At 28.6% G+C, this 16,913-nt stretch carries 15 protein-coding genes; 11 read left to right on the forward strand and 4 right to left on the reverse strand.

The window, feature by feature from the left end:
- Window positions 1-53 precede the first annotated feature (53 nt).
- The 10 genes from hemE (at window position 54) to ACTT90_RS03295 (ending at window position 11,061) form a co-directional block, all read left to right on the forward strand.
- On the forward strand, window positions 54-1,055 hold the full coding sequence (hemE, locus tag ACTT90_RS03250) for a uroporphyrinogen decarboxylase (RefSeq protein WP_440937414.1): 1,002 nt from the start codon (window positions 54-56) through the stop codon (window positions 1,053-1,055).
- The gene (hemH, locus tag ACTT90_RS03255) at window positions 1,056-2,090 is read left to right on the forward strand and encodes a ferrochelatase (RefSeq protein ID WP_440937415.1); all 1,035 of its coding nucleotides are present in this window, start codon (window positions 1,056-1,058) and stop codon (window positions 2,088-2,090) included. It begins immediately after the preceding gene.
- On the forward strand, window positions 2,083-2,514 hold the full coding sequence (hemJ, locus tag ACTT90_RS03260) for a protoporphyrinogen oxidase HemJ (protein ID WP_440937416.1): 432 nt from the start codon (window positions 2,083-2,085) through the stop codon (window positions 2,512-2,514). Before hemH ends, hemJ begins: the two co-directional genes overlap by 8 nt.
- Window positions 2,515-2,577: 63 nt before the next feature.
- Window positions 2,578-3,846, forward strand: coding sequence for a transcription termination factor Rho (gene rho, locus ACTT90_RS03265; protein WP_440937417.1), 1,269 nt, complete (start codon window positions 2,578-2,580; stop codon window positions 3,844-3,846).
- Window positions 3,847-3,864: 18 nt separating this feature from the next.
- Entirely contained in the window at window positions 3,865-5,520 is a 1,656-nt protein-coding gene (locus tag ACTT90_RS03270; RefSeq protein ID WP_440937418.1) for an O-linked N-acetylglucosamine transferase, SPINDLY family protein, read from the forward strand.
- Window positions 5,521-5,526: 6 nt separating this feature from the next.
- Window positions 5,527-6,858, forward strand: coding sequence for a tRNA uridine-5-carboxymethylaminomethyl(34) synthesis GTPase MnmE (mnmE, locus tag ACTT90_RS03275; protein WP_440937419.1), 1,332 nt, complete (start codon window positions 5,527-5,529; stop codon window positions 6,856-6,858).
- A 63-nt stretch (window positions 6,859-6,921) separates the two neighbouring features.
- Entirely contained in the window at window positions 6,922-8,793 is a 1,872-nt protein-coding gene (gene mnmG, locus ACTT90_RS03280; RefSeq protein ID WP_440937420.1) for a tRNA uridine-5-carboxymethylaminomethyl(34) synthesis enzyme MnmG, read from the forward strand.
- Window positions 8,793-9,434 (forward strand): 16S rRNA (guanine(527)-N(7))-methyltransferase RsmG, encoded by a 642-nt coding sequence (locus tag ACTT90_RS03285; protein WP_440937421.1) that lies wholly within the window; start codon window positions 8,793-8,795, stop codon window positions 9,432-9,434. Before mnmG ends, ACTT90_RS03285 begins: the two co-directional genes overlap by 1 nt.
- Entirely contained in the window at window positions 9,431-10,225 is a 795-nt protein-coding gene (locus tag ACTT90_RS03290) for a ParA family protein (protein WP_440937422.1), read from the forward strand. Before ACTT90_RS03285 ends, ACTT90_RS03290 begins: the two co-directional genes overlap by 4 nt.
- Window positions 10,225-11,061 carry a ParB/RepB/Spo0J family partition protein gene (locus ACTT90_RS03295; protein ID WP_440937423.1) on the forward strand — a complete coding sequence of 279 codons (837 nt, stop codon included), beginning with the start codon at window positions 10,225-10,227 and terminating at the stop codon, window positions 11,059-11,061. The genes ACTT90_RS03290 and ACTT90_RS03295 overlap by 1 nt, the downstream gene beginning before the upstream one ends.
- Here the strand turns inward: ACTT90_RS03295 and holA are convergent.
- Genes holA through ACTT90_RS03315 form a run of 4 tightly spaced genes read right to left on the reverse strand, consistent with a single transcriptional unit; the run spans window position 11,058 to window position 15,644 of the window.
- Window positions 11,058-12,038 carry a DNA polymerase III subunit delta gene (gene holA / locus ACTT90_RS03300; protein ID WP_440937424.1) on the reverse strand — a complete coding sequence of 327 codons (981 nt, stop codon included), beginning with the start codon at window positions 12,036-12,038 and terminating at the stop codon, window positions 11,058-11,060. The two genes, ACTT90_RS03295 and holA, sit on opposite strands and share 4 nt — an antisense overlap.
- Window positions 12,031-12,492 carry a hypothetical protein gene (locus ACTT90_RS03305; RefSeq protein WP_440937425.1) on the reverse strand — a complete coding sequence of 154 codons (462 nt, stop codon included), beginning with the start codon at window positions 12,490-12,492 and terminating at the stop codon, window positions 12,031-12,033. The genes holA and ACTT90_RS03305 overlap by 8 nt, the downstream gene beginning before the upstream one ends.
- 1 nt (window position 12,493) lies before the next feature.
- A complete protein-coding gene (gene leuS / locus ACTT90_RS03310) occupies window positions 12,494-15,043 on the reverse strand; it encodes a leucine--tRNA ligase (RefSeq protein ID WP_440937426.1) in 2,550 nt (849 codons plus the stop codon).
- A 22-nt stretch (window positions 15,044-15,065) separates the two neighbouring features.
- Entirely contained in the window at window positions 15,066-15,644 is a 579-nt protein-coding gene (locus ACTT90_RS03315) for a DUF3576 domain-containing protein (protein WP_440937427.1), read from the reverse strand.
- 211 nt (window positions 15,645-15,855) lie between these two features.
- On the opposite strand from ACTT90_RS03315, the gene ACTT90_RS03320 reads away from it, so the two are divergent.
- Window positions 15,856-16,863, forward strand: a complete 1,008-nt coding sequence (locus ACTT90_RS03320; RefSeq protein ID WP_440937428.1) for a porin — start codon at window positions 15,856-15,858, stop codon at window positions 16,861-16,863.
- The last annotated feature ends 50 nt before the right edge of the window (window positions 16,864-16,913 follow it).

Here is a 16,913-nt window from a genome sequence, read left to right on the forward strand (position 1 = left end):
CCATTATTCACAATACTTACTAATAATACTATCTAAATATATATAATTATTAAATGACACCTATTCATAAAGTAATTAAAGAAAATAAGACTAATATTAATCCTATATGGATCATGAGGCAAGCTGGTAGGTATTTACCAGAATTTAGAGAAATTAGAAAATTAAATCCAGATTTTATCAAATTATGTCTTAATGCCGATTTATCTTCAGAAATAACTTTACAACCTTTAAAAAGATTTGACCTAGACGCAGCTATAATTTTTTCTGACATATTAATGTTACCTTATGGATTAAATCAAAAGGTAGAATTTAAAAAAGATTTTGGCCCATTATTAGGAGAATTAGATTTAAAAGCTGCTTCAAAATTAGATGAAGTTGATTTTGTAGAAAGGGTCTATCCAGTTTATAAAGCAATAAATCAAGTAAGTAAAAATAGTTTAACAGACAAAAAAAGCACTATAGGGTTTATTGGTGCTCCTTGGACTTTATTAGTCTATATGTTAAATAAACAATCACCAAAATTAAAATTAAAAAATAATTTTTTTAATGATGATTTTTTAATAAACAGAATTTTATTTCTAATTGAAAGATTTTTAAAACTACATATTAAAAATCAAATAGATAATGGCGCAGAAACAATTCAAATTTTTGATAGCTGGGCAGGCTTATTGGAAGAAAAAGATTTACCTAACTATGTATATATACCTACCCTAAGTTTGGTGGATTATGTAAAAAGTTTAAATGTTCCGGTAATTTGCTTTCCTAGAGGTATTAAAAATTATAAAAATTATTGTGATATAGTTAAACCAGATGCGGTTTGTATAGATTATGAAGTTGACCCTGTAGAAATTGTGAAAAATATAAAAATACCGGTTCAAGGCGGCATGGATCCTAAAGTACTATTAACAGACAAGGATAACTTAAAAAAGGAAGCCAAAAGATATTTGGATATTTTTAAAGATCATCCATATATTTTTAATTTGGGCCATGGTATTTTGCCGGAAACAAAACCTGAAATGATGGATTATTTAGTAAAATTTGTAAAAGATTATTAAATGAAAAAAGCTGTAATTTTATTTAATTTAGGTGGACCAGATAAGCTAGAAAACGTGGAGCCATTTCTTTTTAATCTGTTCTATGATCCTGCAATATTAAATTTACCAAAATTTTTAAGATATCCTTTAGCAAAATTAATATCTAATAGAAGAGCACCAACAGCAAAAAAAATATACGAAGAACTTGGCGGTGCATCACCTATTTTAAAATTAACTATAGACCAATCCAATTCATTAGAAAACAAATTAAATAATGAAGATCAAAATAATGAATACAAATGTTTTATTGTTATGAGGTGTTGGCATCCTAGAGCTGAAAATGTTATTCATGAAGTTAAAAATTTTAATCCTGGCGAAGTAATATTATTACCTTTATATCCTCAATACTCAGCAGCAACATCAGGATCGTCAATAAAAGAATGGCATGATGTGTGTAAGAAAAATGATTATACAGTTAAAACATCAACAATTTGTTGTTATCCAACCGAAACCAATTTTATTGATGCACATATATACGAAATTCATAAGAAAATTAAAGATCTAACAAATTATAAGTTAATTTTTTCTGCTCATGGCCTACCAGAAAAAAATATTAAAAATGGTGATCCATACCAATGGCAGGTTGAACAATCAGTTAATGAAATTGTAAACAAAATGAATATAGAAAATTTAGATTGGATCTTAAGTTATCAAAGTAGAGTTGGACCATTAAAATGGATTGGACCATCAACAGAGGATGTAATTATAGAGACTTCAAAAGATGGAAAAAAAATTGTTTTGGTGCCAATTGCTTTTGTCTCTGAACATTCAGAAACTCTAGTAGAACTAGATATAGAATATAAAGAACTAGCAGACAAAAATGGATGTGTTGAATATGTGAGGGTTCCTGCTTTAGGTATTAATGCTAATTTTATATCTTCTTTATCCAACTTAGTAATCAACAAAGAAGATAATAGATTAACAGAAAACCTGTTTCCCCCAAAAACACAATGTCCTAATAATTTTAAAAAATGTCCTTGTTTAAATCATGAATAGTTATTTGTTATTTAAAAGCATACATCTCATAGCAGTAATTTCTTGGATGGCCGGTTTATTATATCTTCCTAGAATTTTTGTTTATCATTCTGAAAATAATAATGAAATTGTTACTTCGGTATTTAAAACTATGGAGCGTAAACTGTTTTATTATATTATGACGCCAGCCATGGTTTTAAGCTGGTTGTTTGGGTTGTTGTTAATATCTAAAGTTGGATTTGATCAATTAGGAGCTTTGTGGTTACAATTAAAGCTCATATTTGTTGTAATTCTTACATTTTATCATTTTTACTTAGGGGCTTTATTAAATAAATTTAAATTTGACGAGAACAATAAGTCATCTAAATTTTATAGATATATAAACGAAATTCCCACTTTGCTTTTAATTTTAATCATATTTGTTGTTATTTTTAAGCCAATCTAAGGTTGAAATTTAATTTGGAAGCATTATATTAACTGTACCCTATCTTATTAAAATCATTAAACCATGAATATTCAAGAATTAAAATTAAAGACATCTGAACAATTAATCACACAGGCTGAGGAACTTGGTATTGAGAATGCAAGTACACTTAGAAGGCAAGAAATATTATTCGCAATACTTAAAAAGGTTGCTGAAAAAGAGGAAATTACCGGCGCTGGTGTTTTACAATTGTTACAAGACGGTTTTGGCTTTTTGAGAGCAATGGAGTCAAATTATTTGCCTGGTCCAGATGATATATATGTGAGTCCAAGTCAAATAAAAAAGTTTGGCTTACGAACTGGTGATACAGTCGAGGGCCCTGTCAGAGCACCCAAAGAAGGTGAAAGATACTTTGCCCTTCTACAAGTAAGCAAAATAAATTTTGAAGAACCAGAAAAATCTAGACACAAAATAGCTTTTGATAATTTAACACCACTATATCCTAATAAACAATTAGTTATGGAGATTGAGACAACCAAACCTGATAAGAAACAAGACTTAACACCCAGATTGATAGACCTTGTAAGTCCAATTGGTAAGGGACAAAGATCAATAATAATTTCTCCCCCCAAAGCAGGAAAAACAATAATGCTTCAAAGTATAGCAAATTCAATCGCAAAAAATTATCCAGAGTGTTATTTGATTGTTTTGTTAATTGATGAAAGACCTGAAGAAGTAACAGATATGCAAAGAACAGTAAAAGGAGAAGTTATAAGCTCAACTTTTGATGAACCTGCACAAAGGCACGTTGCAGTAGCAGAAATGGTAATTGAAAAAGCTAAAAGATTAACCGAGCACAAAAAAGATGTTGTTATCTTATTAGATTCAATCACAAGATTAGGCAGAGCCTACAACGCTGTTATACCAAGTTCAGGTAAGGTTTTAACAGGTGGTGTTGATGCTAATGCACTTCAAAGACCAAAAAGGTTCTTTGGTGCAGCTAGAAATATTGAAGAAGGTGGTTCATTAACAATTATATCTACTGCTTTAATTGATACTGGTAGTAGAATGGATGAGGTAATATTTGAAGAATTTAAAGGAACTGGTAATAGCGAAACTGTTCTAGATCGAAAAATTGCAGATAAAAGAATTTATCCAGCAATTGATATCACCAAATCTGGAACAAGAAGAGAGGAGCTTCTATTTGATAAAAGTGATCTTCAAAAAATGAATGTTTTAAGAAGGATAATAGCCCCAATGGGTACAATGGATGCAATTGAATTTATTAATTCAAAATTAAAAGACACCAAGAATAATGCTGAATTTTTTAATTCTATGAATAAACCAGCATAAAATTATCATCAATAAAAGATGATTGATGAAAAAATCAAAGTTGATTTAGTTAAAAGTTTTACTGAAAAAAAATATAAAAGAGTAATAAATATAATCGAAGATGAAATCCATGCTGATGATTTGTCTTCACAAATATTAAATATATTAGGGGCCGCTAAATTACTCGATAGCGATAAGACTGGTATAAATATAATTTTAGATTGTTTTAAAAAAGCATACGATAAAGAAAAAACCACCAAACAAGCTCTTGAAGCTTTGATAAATTTTATTCAGCTTACTATAACCCACAATAAAGCAAAATTATCTCTACCTCTAATTGAGGAAGCACTCAATCATTTTAAATATGAAAAAAAACTCATGTTTCAAATATTTAGAATTTATTTAAAACTTAATAACGTTGAAAAAGCTATATTTTTTTTAAAATCATTAATAAAAAATAATGATGCAGATAAAGAAATTATTTGTACTTACATGTACCTAAATTTAATGGAGAATAGTTGGACTCAAGAAGATTATTTTAAATTTTCAAAAAATTTATCCAACATTTTAATAGATCATAAAAAAGATAATTTTGTTGAATTAACTAAATCAAAACAAAAACCAATAAAAATTGGTTTTATTAGTGCTGATATTATTAAAAAACACTCAGTAACTTATTTCTTGAAATCTATACTTATTAATAAAGATGATGAACAATTTGAGACAATCTTTATATCAAATGTAGATCCAAAAAAAGAAGATGATACCACTCGAGAATTTGAAATTCTATTTGATGATAGAATTGATATTTTTTCTAAAAATGATCTTGATGCAACAAATATTATAAGGGCTAAAAAAATTGATATTGTAATCGATTTAATGTCAATAACATCAGATAATAGAATTGAGTTATTAAAAAATAGAGTAGCACCAATTCAAATATCCTGGATGGGATTTTGTAATACAAGTGGAATAAAAGAAATTGATTATATCTTGTCGGATAAAAATTTAATCTTAGAAAACGAGGTAAATTTATACTCTGAGAAAGTGATTTATCTAAATAAAATCTGGAATTGTCATTCTGGAATAAATTCTAAAAGATTTAAGGTTGATCCACCTTCTTTAAAAAATGGATTTATAACCTTTGGATCATTTAATAATTTTTTAAAATTAAGTAATAAGAACATCGAAATTTGGGCAGAAATTTTGAAAAAAGTTAAAAATTCAAAATTAATCTTAAAATCTACTAGACACAAAGAAGTAGAAATAATTCAGAATAAATTTGAATCATATGGCATAAAAAATGAAATAATTTTTGAAAGTATTAGAAATTTTGACGATCATTTAAAATTATATGATGAGATTGATATAGCTTTAGACACATTTCCTTATACTGGTGTGACAACAACCTTTGAAGCAATATGGAAAGGTGTACCAGTTTTAACTTTAAATGGTAATAATTTCACTTCACGATGTGGCAAATCAATTAATAAGAACTTAGGAGCAGATTGGTTAGTAGCAACAAATTATAAAGATTATATCGAAAAAGCCTGTTTTCTTTCTACAGACAAAAACAAACTTTTAGAATTAAGAAATTTTATATTTGAAAATTCGTTAAAAAGCCCATTGTTTGACGTAAAAAGTTTTAGAGAGAATTTTTACCAGACTCTATTAAATATTTATAATAAGATTTAATAAATAATGACTATCTATGCTCTATCAACGCCCTCGGGCACATCGGGAATAAGTGTAATACGAATATCTGGACCTCAAACAAAAAAAGTTTTGACTTCATTAATAGAAGGTAGGTTCCCAAGCCCACGCAAAGCAACATTAAAAAAAATCTATGGAATAGATAAAGAAATTATTGATGAAGGAATGATACTTTGGTTTCCAAAACCAAATAGTTATACTGGTGAAGATATAGCAGAAATACATTTGCATGGGAGTAAAGCTGTCATAAACTCTATGTTATTTAATCTCTCAAAGAATAAAGATTGTAGATTGGCAGAACCTGGTGAGTTTACTAAATTAGCTTTTGAAAATGGAAAGATTAACCTAATCAAAGTTGAAGCGATATCTGATTTGATATCTTCTGAAACAGAACTACAAAGAAAACAAGCAATAAAATTTTTAGCTGGGGATGTTGAAAAAATCTATTTAGAACTTAGAAGTAGACTTTTAAAAGTTTTATCAAACATTGAAGCCCAAATAGATTTTCCAGATGAAGATCTTCCAGAAGATATTCTGAAAAACATAAAAAAAGAAACAGAAGAAATAATCGTCAAAATATCAAAAATTTTAAATGATAATCAAGTTGGAGAAAAAATACGTGATGGGTTTAAAATTGTAATAATTGGTCCTCCAAATTCCGGAAAATCAAGTTTACTAAATTATTTCTCAAAACGTGAAGCAGCTATTGTTTCTGAAATTGAAGGCACCACAAGGGATATTATAGAAGTAAATCTCAATTTAGACGGTTATCCAGTTAAAATATTTGATTCAGCTGGAATTAGAGAAACAACTAACCCAATTGAGAAGAAAGGTATAAATTTGGCCTTAGAACACGCAAAAAACTCCGATCTTAAGATTATTTTGTTAGATGCTAAAAACCCCAATTTTAAAGGTTTTTTTGATGATATTTACGATGACAAGAGTTTGGTAATTCTAAATAAGTCAGACTTGATCTCTGCCGATCTTTCAAAAATTAATTTAAAAATTGATGATTATTCACTCATTTCTATAAAGCACAATGATGGGCTAGATCAAATTTTAAAAAAAATTAAAGTTTTTTTAAAAAATAATTATTTTAATGAGAACAATATTTTAATTTCTCGTGAACGTCATAGATATAATCTTGAGAAGTGTTTAGAACAATTGAAATTATTTTTAGAGAAAAAATCTGCAAATGATTTTGATAAAGCTGCTGAAGATTTGAGGTTAGCAACAAGATATCTTGGTAAAATAGTTGGTGATGTAGACGTAGAAGAAATTCTTGGAAAAATATTTAACGATTTTTGTATAGGCAAGTAAACTCAATTATTTCATTAGTTTTATAGACTTGTAAATATTAATTTGGCCTATAAGTTTATCTCAATGAAAAAAGAATTATTCTATGATGTTGTTGTAATTGGAGGTGGACATGCTGGATGTGAAGCCGCCGCCGCTTCTTCAAGATTGGGCATAAACACAGCTTTGGTTACAAATGATTTTAATTCAATTGGTGAGATGTCATGTAACCCAGCAATAGGTGGTTTGGGAAAAGGTCATTTGGTTAGAGAGATTGATGCTCTCGATGGATTAATGGGGGTTGTAGCAGACAAGTCTGGAATTCAGTTTCGATTGTTAAATAGTAGTAGAGGTCCAGCCGTTAGAGGACCCAGAACTCAAAGCGATAGGTATCTTTATAAAAAAAATATGCAAGAAATACTTGCAAACTACTGTAATTTAAAGATTTTTTCTGATCCTGTAAATGAATTTATTTTTACTAAAAACTCTATAAGTGGTATAATTACTAAATCTGGTTTAATTATTAAAAGTTCTAAAACTATTCTTACAACAGGAACTTTTTTGAACGGATTGATACACATTGGTGACAAAAAAATTCCAGCGGGTAGATTTAATGAAAAACCTACTACGGGGCTAAGCGAACAATTAAAAAATTATGAATTTAAATTAGGAAGATTAAAAACTGGAACACCTCCTAGACTCGACTCTAGAACAATCAATTATAAAAATCTGGAAGAACAGTTTGCAGATAAAGATCCTTATTTTTTTTCTTTCTTAACAAAAAAAAATTTGAATAAACAAGTTAGTTGCAGGATGACTTATACAAACGAAATTGTTCATAAAATAATAAAACAAAATTTAAAAAAGAGCGCTATGTATTCTGGTTCCATTCAGGGAGTTGGTCCTAGATATTGTCCTTCTGTAGAAGATAAAATTGTAAAATTTGAAGACAAAACAAGACATCAAATATATCTTGAGCCAGAAGGATTAAATGATTATACGATTTACCCTAATGGTATTTCTACTTCACTACCTGAAAATGTTCAACAAGAAATATGTAATAATATCATAGGTTTAGAAAATGTTAAAATAATTCGACCTGGATATGCTATAGAATATGACTATGTCGACCCTAGAGAACTTCTATTAACTTTAGAAACAAAAAAAATTAAAAATTTATACCTGGCTGGTCAAATTAATGGAACCACTGGTTATGAAGAAGCAGCTGGACAAGGTCTTATTGCAGGTATTAATGCTGCATTATCTGTTAAAAAGGAAGAGCCTTTCGTCCTAGATAGGTCAGAAGCTTACATTGGAGTAATGATTGATGATTTAGTTACCAAGGGCGTATCCGAACCTTACAGAATGTTTACCTCCAGGGCCGAGTATCGTTTAACTTTAAGAGCTGATAATGCAGATATCAGACTTACAAGAAAAGGGACAGCAATCGGATTAATTTCACTTAATCGAAAAAATATTTTTGAAGATAAACTTTTCAAAATTAATGACACAAAAGTATCCATGAAAAATTTTAAAATTTCTCCATCAAAAGCTGAAAAATTTGGAGTTAAAATCGCTAAAGATGGTGTTCTAAGAACTGCTGAAGAGGTTTTGTCTAGAAATTCTATTAAAATGTCTAAAATTAGGGAAATTTGGCCAAAAATTCCATTTTTTAGCAAAGAAGTAGATGAACAAATTGAAATAAATTGCCATTATAAAGGTTATTTAAAAAAACAAGATTCTGATATATTGGCATTTAAAAGAGATGAAAATCTAATTATTCCAGAAAGTTTAAATTACGAGAAACTTTCAGGTTTATCTAATGAAATAAGGTCAAAATTCAAAAAAATTAAACCAAAAACTTTAGGTCAAGCATTACGTATCGATGGTGTCACCCCGGCCGCTGCTTATATTCTATTGTCACATGTTAAAAGAAAGTCTATTAAGCGAATTGCTTAATGGATAATATTAATTCTCAGGATTATTTAAAAAAATACAACATTAATGTTTCACGTGAAACTTGTAATGATCTTGAATTATTTGTTGAACTTATTATTCAGGAGAATAGTTTAATAAACTTAATAAGTAGAAAAAATATAAATAAGCATTATATCATGGAACGACATATAATAGATTCGTTGCAAATACTTGATTTTATTGACTTTAATAATGAAAAAATAGTAGATTTAGGTTCAGGATCAGGATTTCCTGGCATAGTTACTGCTATTGTTGCTAAGCATAAAAACACATCTCTAAATGTAGAATTGCTCGAAAAAAGTTTTCATAAAAGTAAATTTTTAAAAAAAGTCTCTGAAAAATTAAACTTGAAAACTAAAATAATCCAAAGTGATATTTTTCATGAAGAAAGAAAAGAAAAACTCATAATAACCTCAAGAGCATTTAAACCTTTGCCAATAGTTTTGGACTTAGTAAATAACAAATTTAATAATTGTAAAAACTTAATTATTTTTATGGGAAAATCTGGTGAGAAAATTTTAAGAGATGTTTTAAAAAAATGGAAACTTAATTATCAAATAAAAAAAAGCGTCACAAATAGTGAGTCGTTTATATTAAATATAAGAGAAATAAAAAAATTATGAAAATAATTTCTATAATTAATCAAAAGGGTGGGGTGGGCAAGACCACTACAGTGATTAATTTGGCAGCAGGATTATCACAATTAAATAAAAAAATTTTAGTTATAGATTTAGATCCACAAGGAAATGCAACAACAGGGCTAGGTTTATCTAATACAGATGACTCAGAGACTACTATCTATGGTGTTTTGAATGGATCCAAAAAAATCTCTGAAACAATTAAAAAAACAAATTTTGAAAATTTAGATCTAATTTCATCAAATGTGGATTTATCTGGTTTAGAGGTTGAGACTGCAGGTGATGAAAAGAGAGCCTTTATTCTAAAAGATAAATTACTTAAATATATTGATGAAAATTCAACAAAATATGATTATGTTTTAATTGATTGTCCGCCTTCGTTAAGCCTTTTAACCGTGATGGCATTAGTTTCATCTCAATCCTTATTAGTGCCGCTACAAACAGAATTTTTCGCCTTGGAGGGACTAACACAGCTAATGAAAACAATAGAAAGGGTGAGAGTAAACCTTAATACAAAGTTAAACATACAAGGGATATTATTAACTATGTACGATAAAAGGAACAAGCTATCATCAGAGGTGGAAAAGGAAGCAAGAGAATTTTTCAAAGAAAAGGTTTATAAAACGGTAATACCTAGAAATGTTCGTTTATCAGAAGCACCTTCACATGGCGTACCAGTCCTAGTTTATGATAAAAATTGTCCTGGAAGTAAATCATATTTTAGTTTTACAGACGAATTTATAAATCAAGAATTTAATATGGAGAGTGTTGCTTAATGAATAAATTGAGAAAAGGTTTAGGTAGAGGCTTGTCATCACTTATAGGAGAGACTAAAAAAAATAATTCTATAAATAAAGTTTCAATAAATGATTTATTCAAAAATCGTTATCAACCGAGAAAAATTTTTGATGAAACTAAACTTCAAGAATTAGTTAACTCAATTCAAGAAAGGGGCATCCTCCAACCTATTGTAGTAAGAAATCACAACAATATTGAGGGGAAATACGAAATTATTGCGGGAGAAAGGAGATGGTTAGCTGCTAAGAAGGCAGGGTTAGCAGAAGTACCAGTTGTTATAACTGAGGCTGACGACTTAAAATCCTTAGAATTCTCAATTATTGAGAATGTTCAAAGAGATGATCTTAATCCACTTGAAGAAGCTCAAAGTTATCAAAGATTAATCGATGAGTTTTCGTACGATCATGAAAAGGTGTCTAAATTTATTGGTAAAAGCAGAAGTTATATTACGAATAGTCTAAGAATATTAACTTTACCTCAAAAAGTTTTAAATTTAATTGAAGAGAGAAAAATTACATCAGGCCATGCAAAAATTTTAGTTGGGCTAGATAATGCAGAATTTATTGCTGAAAAAATATTTAATAAAAAATTATCAGTAAGACAGGCAGAAAATTTTGTAAAAATTTTTAAAAAAAAAAATTCACTCAAATCGAGGGACACAAATGTTCAATCTTTGGAAAACTCTTTGATCGAAAAAATTGGCTTAAAAGTGATTATCAATAATAATAAAAGAAATAGTGGTTCAATAAAAATCGAATATAAAAATTTAGAACAGTTAGACAGAATTATTGAAACTTTGAAAAAAAATTATTAATTGCGTATTGAAGAAAATATAAAATCGTTAATCAATACTAATGAATTTTGAGAATTTTTTTTGATGCTTAACTCAAGATTATTAATCTTATTTATTAGTTTCAATAAATTTCCCTTTGTCCAAATTTTTAATTGAAGTTTAACACCTTCTTTTTCTTTCCAAAAAATTGGAGGTTTAAATGAATTAATTGCCATATCTGTTGATTTGATATCTTCAGCATGTTTTTGCAGATCCAGTAATCTTAGGCATCTTTTTAAAAATATTCTGGTGATCATGATTGAATCATCATTTGTATAATTATTTTCATTTAAAATTTTTATGACTTTTTTTTTATTTCCAGCCAAGCAAAAATCTACTAATTCAAATATTCCTACATTTTCATTTTGTGTTATTAATTTTGTTAGCTCTTCAAAATTAATTTTTTTATTTTTAGATGTGTAACTTTCAATTTTAGCAAGTTCGTTAGTAAGGTTTAGCCTATCACCTGAACTTTTATCAACAAGCACATTAATCATTTCTTGTGATATTGAGATTCCTTTTTTAGCAAAAAATTTTCTAGATAATAAACTTAATGTCTTATCGTCATCTTTATAAAAAGGCGTTGATACCAAATCTTTGTGTTTTTCAAAAAATTTTCTAATTTTAGATTTAGTGTCCAATTTATCTGATATGCAGATAATAACTAAATCAGTTAACTTAAAATTTTTAAATTCATCAAAAATATTAAGAATCCTATCTGTTGCCTTATTTATAGTAATAAGTTTTTGCTCATTAAAAAAAGATTTATTTAGAAGATGATCAAATAAAATTTCTTTTTTCTTTATGATTTCATTTTCTTCGTAATTATAAATATTTTCACTGTTAATGTTTATTTTAAAATAGTTTTTGATTATCTCTTTTTTTAAACCTAAATTTTCACCATGAAATAAAAAAATTTTTTCTTTTGAATTTTTTAATTCAAAATTTTTTTTAATCATTTGTAGTGGCTATATCGTTTAGAATATCAATAGAAATTTCTCTAACTAAATCTTTTTTTAAAATATTTTCGTATTGTTTTAATTCAAATTTACTTGATTGATCGTTGTATTGAATTTCTTTTAGATAATTTTTTTTCAATATTTCTTTTTCATTTGATTTCAAGATAACATTTATCGATATTGTAGTTTTATAAATTGTAGCGATACCGGATGAATTTTTTGCTGAAATAGATCTATCAGATGATCCATTTATTAATATTTCATAAATACTTCCAGATTTATTTGAAACATTTTGTTGTTTAGAAAAAAATTTTTTTAATTCTTTTTTTATGATTGGTTCTGCTGATATTTCAACCTCTTTAAATATAAAATTATAATTTAGTGCATTGTTAATTGGTTGAAATCCACAAGATGTTAATATTAGAAAAGTAATAATATAAATTAATTTTTTCATATTATTTAATAATAAAGTTTAAAATTTTGTTTGGAACAAAAATTTTTTTTATAATTTTTTTATTTTCTAAACCTTTTTGAATTTTTGAATTTTTTTCAACAATTTTTATGATTTCTTCTTCATTACAATTATAATCTATTTCTATTAAATCTTTCTTTTTTCCATTAATTTGGATAACAATCTTAGCTTTATCTTCCAATAGATATTTTTTATTTATTATTGGCCATGTGATTTCTTTTACATTTTCGGTTATTTCTTCTAAGCACTGGGATGTTATATGAGGCATGAATGGAGACATAAGTTTCAAAATTGTAGAATAACAATCTTTCAGAACTTCTTTTGATAAAGGTTGATTTATGATTTTTATCATAAAATTGTAAATTTCATAAAAGTTTGCAACAATAACATTGTACCTAAAACTTTCTAAATTATTTGTGATTTTATTGTTCATGACATTTGTAAATTTCAACAGATCCTCATTCTTATTATTTTTATCTGTTAAATCTGATGATAATTTATTTATAATTTTTTGATGAAGTGACCAAATTTTTTGTATAAATTTATATGAAGCCTCAATACCCTGATCAGACCATTGCACATCCTTTTCAGGTGGACTGTCTGACATAATAAATAACCTTACAGCATCCGCTCCAAAATCATTTATTGTATTCTCAGGGTCAATTGTATTTTTTTTTGACTTAGACATGGACTCCGAAGGACCAACTGTTACTTTTACAGTATTGTCATTTTTAAGGAAAAACTGACCATCTTTAAAAGTTACTTCTTCTGGACTTAACCATTTTTTATTTTCATCTTTGTAAGTTTCGTGACAAACCATACCTTGCGTAAATAAACCATTAAATGGTTCTTTAATATTAAAATTATCATTGTTATGATTAATAGCTTGCATGAAAAAACGTGAGTATAATAAATGAAGTATTGCATGTTCTACTCCACCAATATATTGGTCAACAGGCATCCAATAATCTATATCCTCCTTGTTAAAAGGATCTTTATCATTGTGCGGTGAACAAAATCGAAGGAAATACCATGAAGAGTCTACAAAGGTATCTAATGTGTCAGTTTCTAAATTACATTCTTCACCGTTAATTGAAATTTTTTTCCATTCAATCTGTGAATCTAAAGGGTTCCCTTTTGTATTTAAATTAATATTTTCAGGCAGCATAATTGGTAATTTTTCAATAGGGACTTTAACAATTTCGTTATTTTTATTATATGCAATTGGTATCGGACAGCCCCAGTAACGTTGTCTCGAAATACCCCAATCTTTAAGTCTAAAATTAGTTTTTTTCTCTCCTAATTTTCTTTCTTCTAATATTTTAATAGCTTCTTGTATTGCTTGATTAGGTGCAGGAAGATTATTTAAAATTTTAGAATTAACTATTGTTCCAGATCCAGTATAAGCAACATTAGAAACATTAAAGTTCTCATCTTGATCATGTGGTTTGACTACAGTAATCACATTTAAATTATATTTAATAGCGAAATCGAGGTCTCTTTGGTCATGAGCCGGACACCCGAATACAGCGCCAAATCCATAATCCATCAATACAAAATTGGCAAAATAAACTGGAACTTTAATAGTTTCATCCAATGGATTTGTTGCAATAAATTCAGTTTTAAATCCTAATTTTTCGGCTTGAGCAATGGCTTCTTCTGTTGTTCCTGTTTTAGAACACTCATCTTTAAATTTTTTAAAATTATCGTCATTTTCATAATATTTAGCAAGAGGATGATCAACAGATAAAGCTAAAAAAGTACAACCAAATAATGTATCAGGTCTAGTTGTAAAAATTTTTATACTATCATGATTTTTTGCACCTGTGATTTTAAAATTAATTTCACATCCAAAAGATTTACCGATCCAATTTTGTTGCATTGTTTTTACTTTTTTGGGCCATTGATCAAGTTCATTTAGGCCATCTAAAAGCTGATGAGAAAACTTAGTTATATTGAAAAACCATTGATTAAGTTTTTTCCTTTCTACTAATGCTCCTGATCTCCAACCTCGGCCATCAATAACTTGTTCATTTGCTAGAACTGTTTCATCAACAGGATCCCAATTTACATAGTTTTCTTTTCTATAAACTAACCCTTTGTCATAAAGATCCAAAAAGAATTTTTGTTGGTGTTTATAATATTCGGGTGAACAAGTAGAAACTTCCCTATCCCAATCTATTGATAAACCAAGTTTTTTTAATTGTTTTTTCATTGTTTCAATGTTTTTTTCTGTCCAATCTTTTGGATCAAGATTGTTTTGTTTTGCCGCGTTTTCTGCTGGCATACCAAAAGAATCCCATCCCATTGGATGCAATACATTAAAACCTAACATTTTCTTATATCTTGCGAGAACATCACCAATAGTATAATTTCTCACATGACCCATATGAATTTTACCCGATGGATAAGGAAACATTTCTAAACAATAAAATTTTTGTTTTTTATTATCTCGAGTGGTTTTAAAGGATTTATTTTCATTCCAGAAATTTTGCCACTTAGATTCGATATCTTTAAAATTATATCTTTCCATTTGTTAGGCTATATTTATTAAATTATCTCAGTTCTTTTGGAACTGTACCGCCACGTTTTTTTTTGAACTCTTCTTTGTCTTTCTCATCTGAAATAAGTTTGTATTCAGCAGCTTTTTTTAAAATTGCAAGTTTAATATCGTTTGAAAGATTATCGTCATTTGAAGTTAAACAATCATCAAATGGTTTACAATCTTTACTAAAAACTGTTACCTTAACTCCATCTGCTCTTATTTCATTAGATAAAAATCTAACCATAATTTTAACTGAATTATTTTCGTCAGTATCATTAAACCAATCGGTAATAATAACACCGCCACCATAATCAGCGTTTGATAGAGGAATGAAATCTAAAATATCCATTGAAGCTCTCCACATTTCATTAGATGATGCGAATTCAAATTGGCCAGAACCACCACCGGTTAAACTAGAAAATCTAATTCTTTTACCTTCTTCTAAATTTTTTTTAACTCTTTCTTTTGCATTACCAGAAACTTTCCGAGCATCAGATGGCTTGTAAAGACCGCATCCAACAACTAAAAAATTGAATAGAATTAAAATTAAAAGATTTTTAAATATTTTATGATAAAATAAAAATTTCATTATAATTTTGTGTATAATTAAATAACTTTAAAATTTGTTTAAAATGTTACAATTATCTCAAAAGTTAAATAATTAAACAAAAATTATGTGATAAAAATACAACAAAGCCAAAAAAAAACAATAAATTCAACGAATTTTAAAAAAATTACCCCATTATTTGTTAAAAGATCCGCTCATAATTAATTAATTAATTATTAAAGGAGTAATTATTATGAAAAAACTAACTAAAATCGGTGTATCAGCATTAGCTGGTTCACTAGCTGCAGTTGCTGCTAACGCTGGAGAACTTTCAGTAAGCGGTTCAGCTGTAATGTCATACACATCACAAAGTGGTACAAATACTACTCAAGGTGGTGGAATTGGTATGAAAAACAACATGACATTTTCTGGTTCAGGTGATGTTAACGGAATGACTGTTACATACACTAACGTATTATCTGACTCAGCAGGTGTATCATCTTCAAACATCGCAATCGACATGGGCGACAACGGTGTATTAGAACTTGACCAAGGTGTAGGTGGAAATGGTATCGGTGCAATCGATGACATGACTCCAACTGCTTGGGAAGAGTCTTGGGATGGTCACGCTGGTACAGGTCCAGACTTTGTTGGTGCTGGTTCACAAAACGTAATTCAGTACACTAATACAATTGCTGGATTAGGTGTAAACGCAATGTACGACCAAAGTGTTAACGATACTGCTAACGCTGACGGTAATCAAAACGGTGTAGGTTCAACTTCAACTGCATCAGGTTCTGCTGCTTCAGTAGCAATTACTTTACCTGCTTTAGTTGATGGTTTAGCTGCTGGACTTGGTTATGGTGAATCTTCAGTGAAGAATGGAACTACAACTTCAACTGACAGAACTTCAGTAACTGGTTACGCTAACTACTCAATGGGACCAGTAACTGTTGGTTTAAACCAATCAGAAACTTCTGGTGGAGCTGGTGGAGCTGTTACTCAGTCTACAGAAGGTCTTGGTATCGTATTCAATGTGAACGATGATCTTTCAGTATCATACTCACAAATGACAAACGATCACAGAAATACTTCTGGAACTGCTGACGTTGAAGAAGAGTCTACAGCTATTTCAGTAGCTTACACTATGGGTGGTGCTACTTTAGCTATCCAATCTTCAGAACAAGATAATGCTAACGGTTCAACAGCTGCATCTGCAGACACTGACAGAACTGAAATCAATTTATCTTTAGCGTTCTAATTAAGTAGAAGATTAAATTATATTAACGGCCCTCCTTTGAGGGCCGTTTT

It is taken from the genome of Candidatus Pelagibacter sp. (assembly GCF_052049935.1).
Taxonomy (GTDB): Bacteria; Pseudomonadota; Alphaproteobacteria; order Pelagibacterales; family Pelagibacteraceae; genus Pelagibacter.

Coding starts and splice junctions, on each gene's coding strand:
- hemE (WP_440937414.1), top strand. CDS start 54: ATGACACCTATTCATAAAGTAATTAAAGAAAATAAGACTAATATTAAT.
- hemH (WP_440937415.1), top strand. CDS start 1,056: ATGAAAAAAGCTGTAATTTTATTTAATTTAGGTGGACCAGATAAGCTA.
- hemJ (WP_440937416.1), top strand. CDS start 2,083: ATGAATAGTTATTTGTTATTTAAAAGCATACATCTCATAGCAGTAATT.
- rho (WP_440937417.1), top strand. CDS start 2,578: ATGAATATTCAAGAATTAAAATTAAAGACATCTGAACAATTAATCACA.
- ACTT90_RS03270 (WP_440937418.1), top strand. CDS start 3,865: ATGATTGATGAAAAAATCAAAGTTGATTTAGTTAAAAGTTTTACTGAA.
- mnmE (WP_440937419.1), top strand. CDS start 5,527: ATGACTATCTATGCTCTATCAACGCCCTCGGGCACATCGGGAATAAGT.
- mnmG (WP_440937420.1), top strand. CDS start 6,922: ATGAAAAAAGAATTATTCTATGATGTTGTTGTAATTGGAGGTGGACAT.
- ACTT90_RS03285 (WP_440937421.1), top strand. CDS start 8,793: ATGGATAATATTAATTCTCAGGATTATTTAAAAAAATACAACATTAAT.
- ACTT90_RS03290 (WP_440937422.1), top strand. CDS start 9,431: ATGAAAATAATTTCTATAATTAATCAAAAGGGTGGGGTGGGCAAGACC.
- ACTT90_RS03295 (WP_440937423.1), top strand. CDS start 10,225: ATGAATAAATTGAGAAAAGGTTTAGGTAGAGGCTTGTCATCACTTATA.
- holA (WP_440937424.1), bottom strand. CDS start 12,038: ATGATTAAAAAAAATTTTGAATTAAAAAATTCAAAAGAAAAAATTTTT.
- ACTT90_RS03305 (WP_440937425.1), bottom strand. CDS start 12,492: ATGAAAAAATTAATTTATATTATTACTTTTCTAATATTAACATCTTGT.
- leuS (WP_440937426.1), bottom strand. CDS start 15,043: ATGGAAAGATATAATTTTAAAGATATCGAATCTAAGTGGCAAAATTTC.
- ACTT90_RS03315 (WP_440937427.1), bottom strand. CDS start 15,644: ATGAAATTTTTATTTTATCATAAAATATTTAAAAATCTTTTAATTTTA.
- ACTT90_RS03320 (WP_440937428.1), top strand. CDS start 15,856: ATGAAAAAACTAACTAAAATCGGTGTATCAGCATTAGCTGGTTCACTA.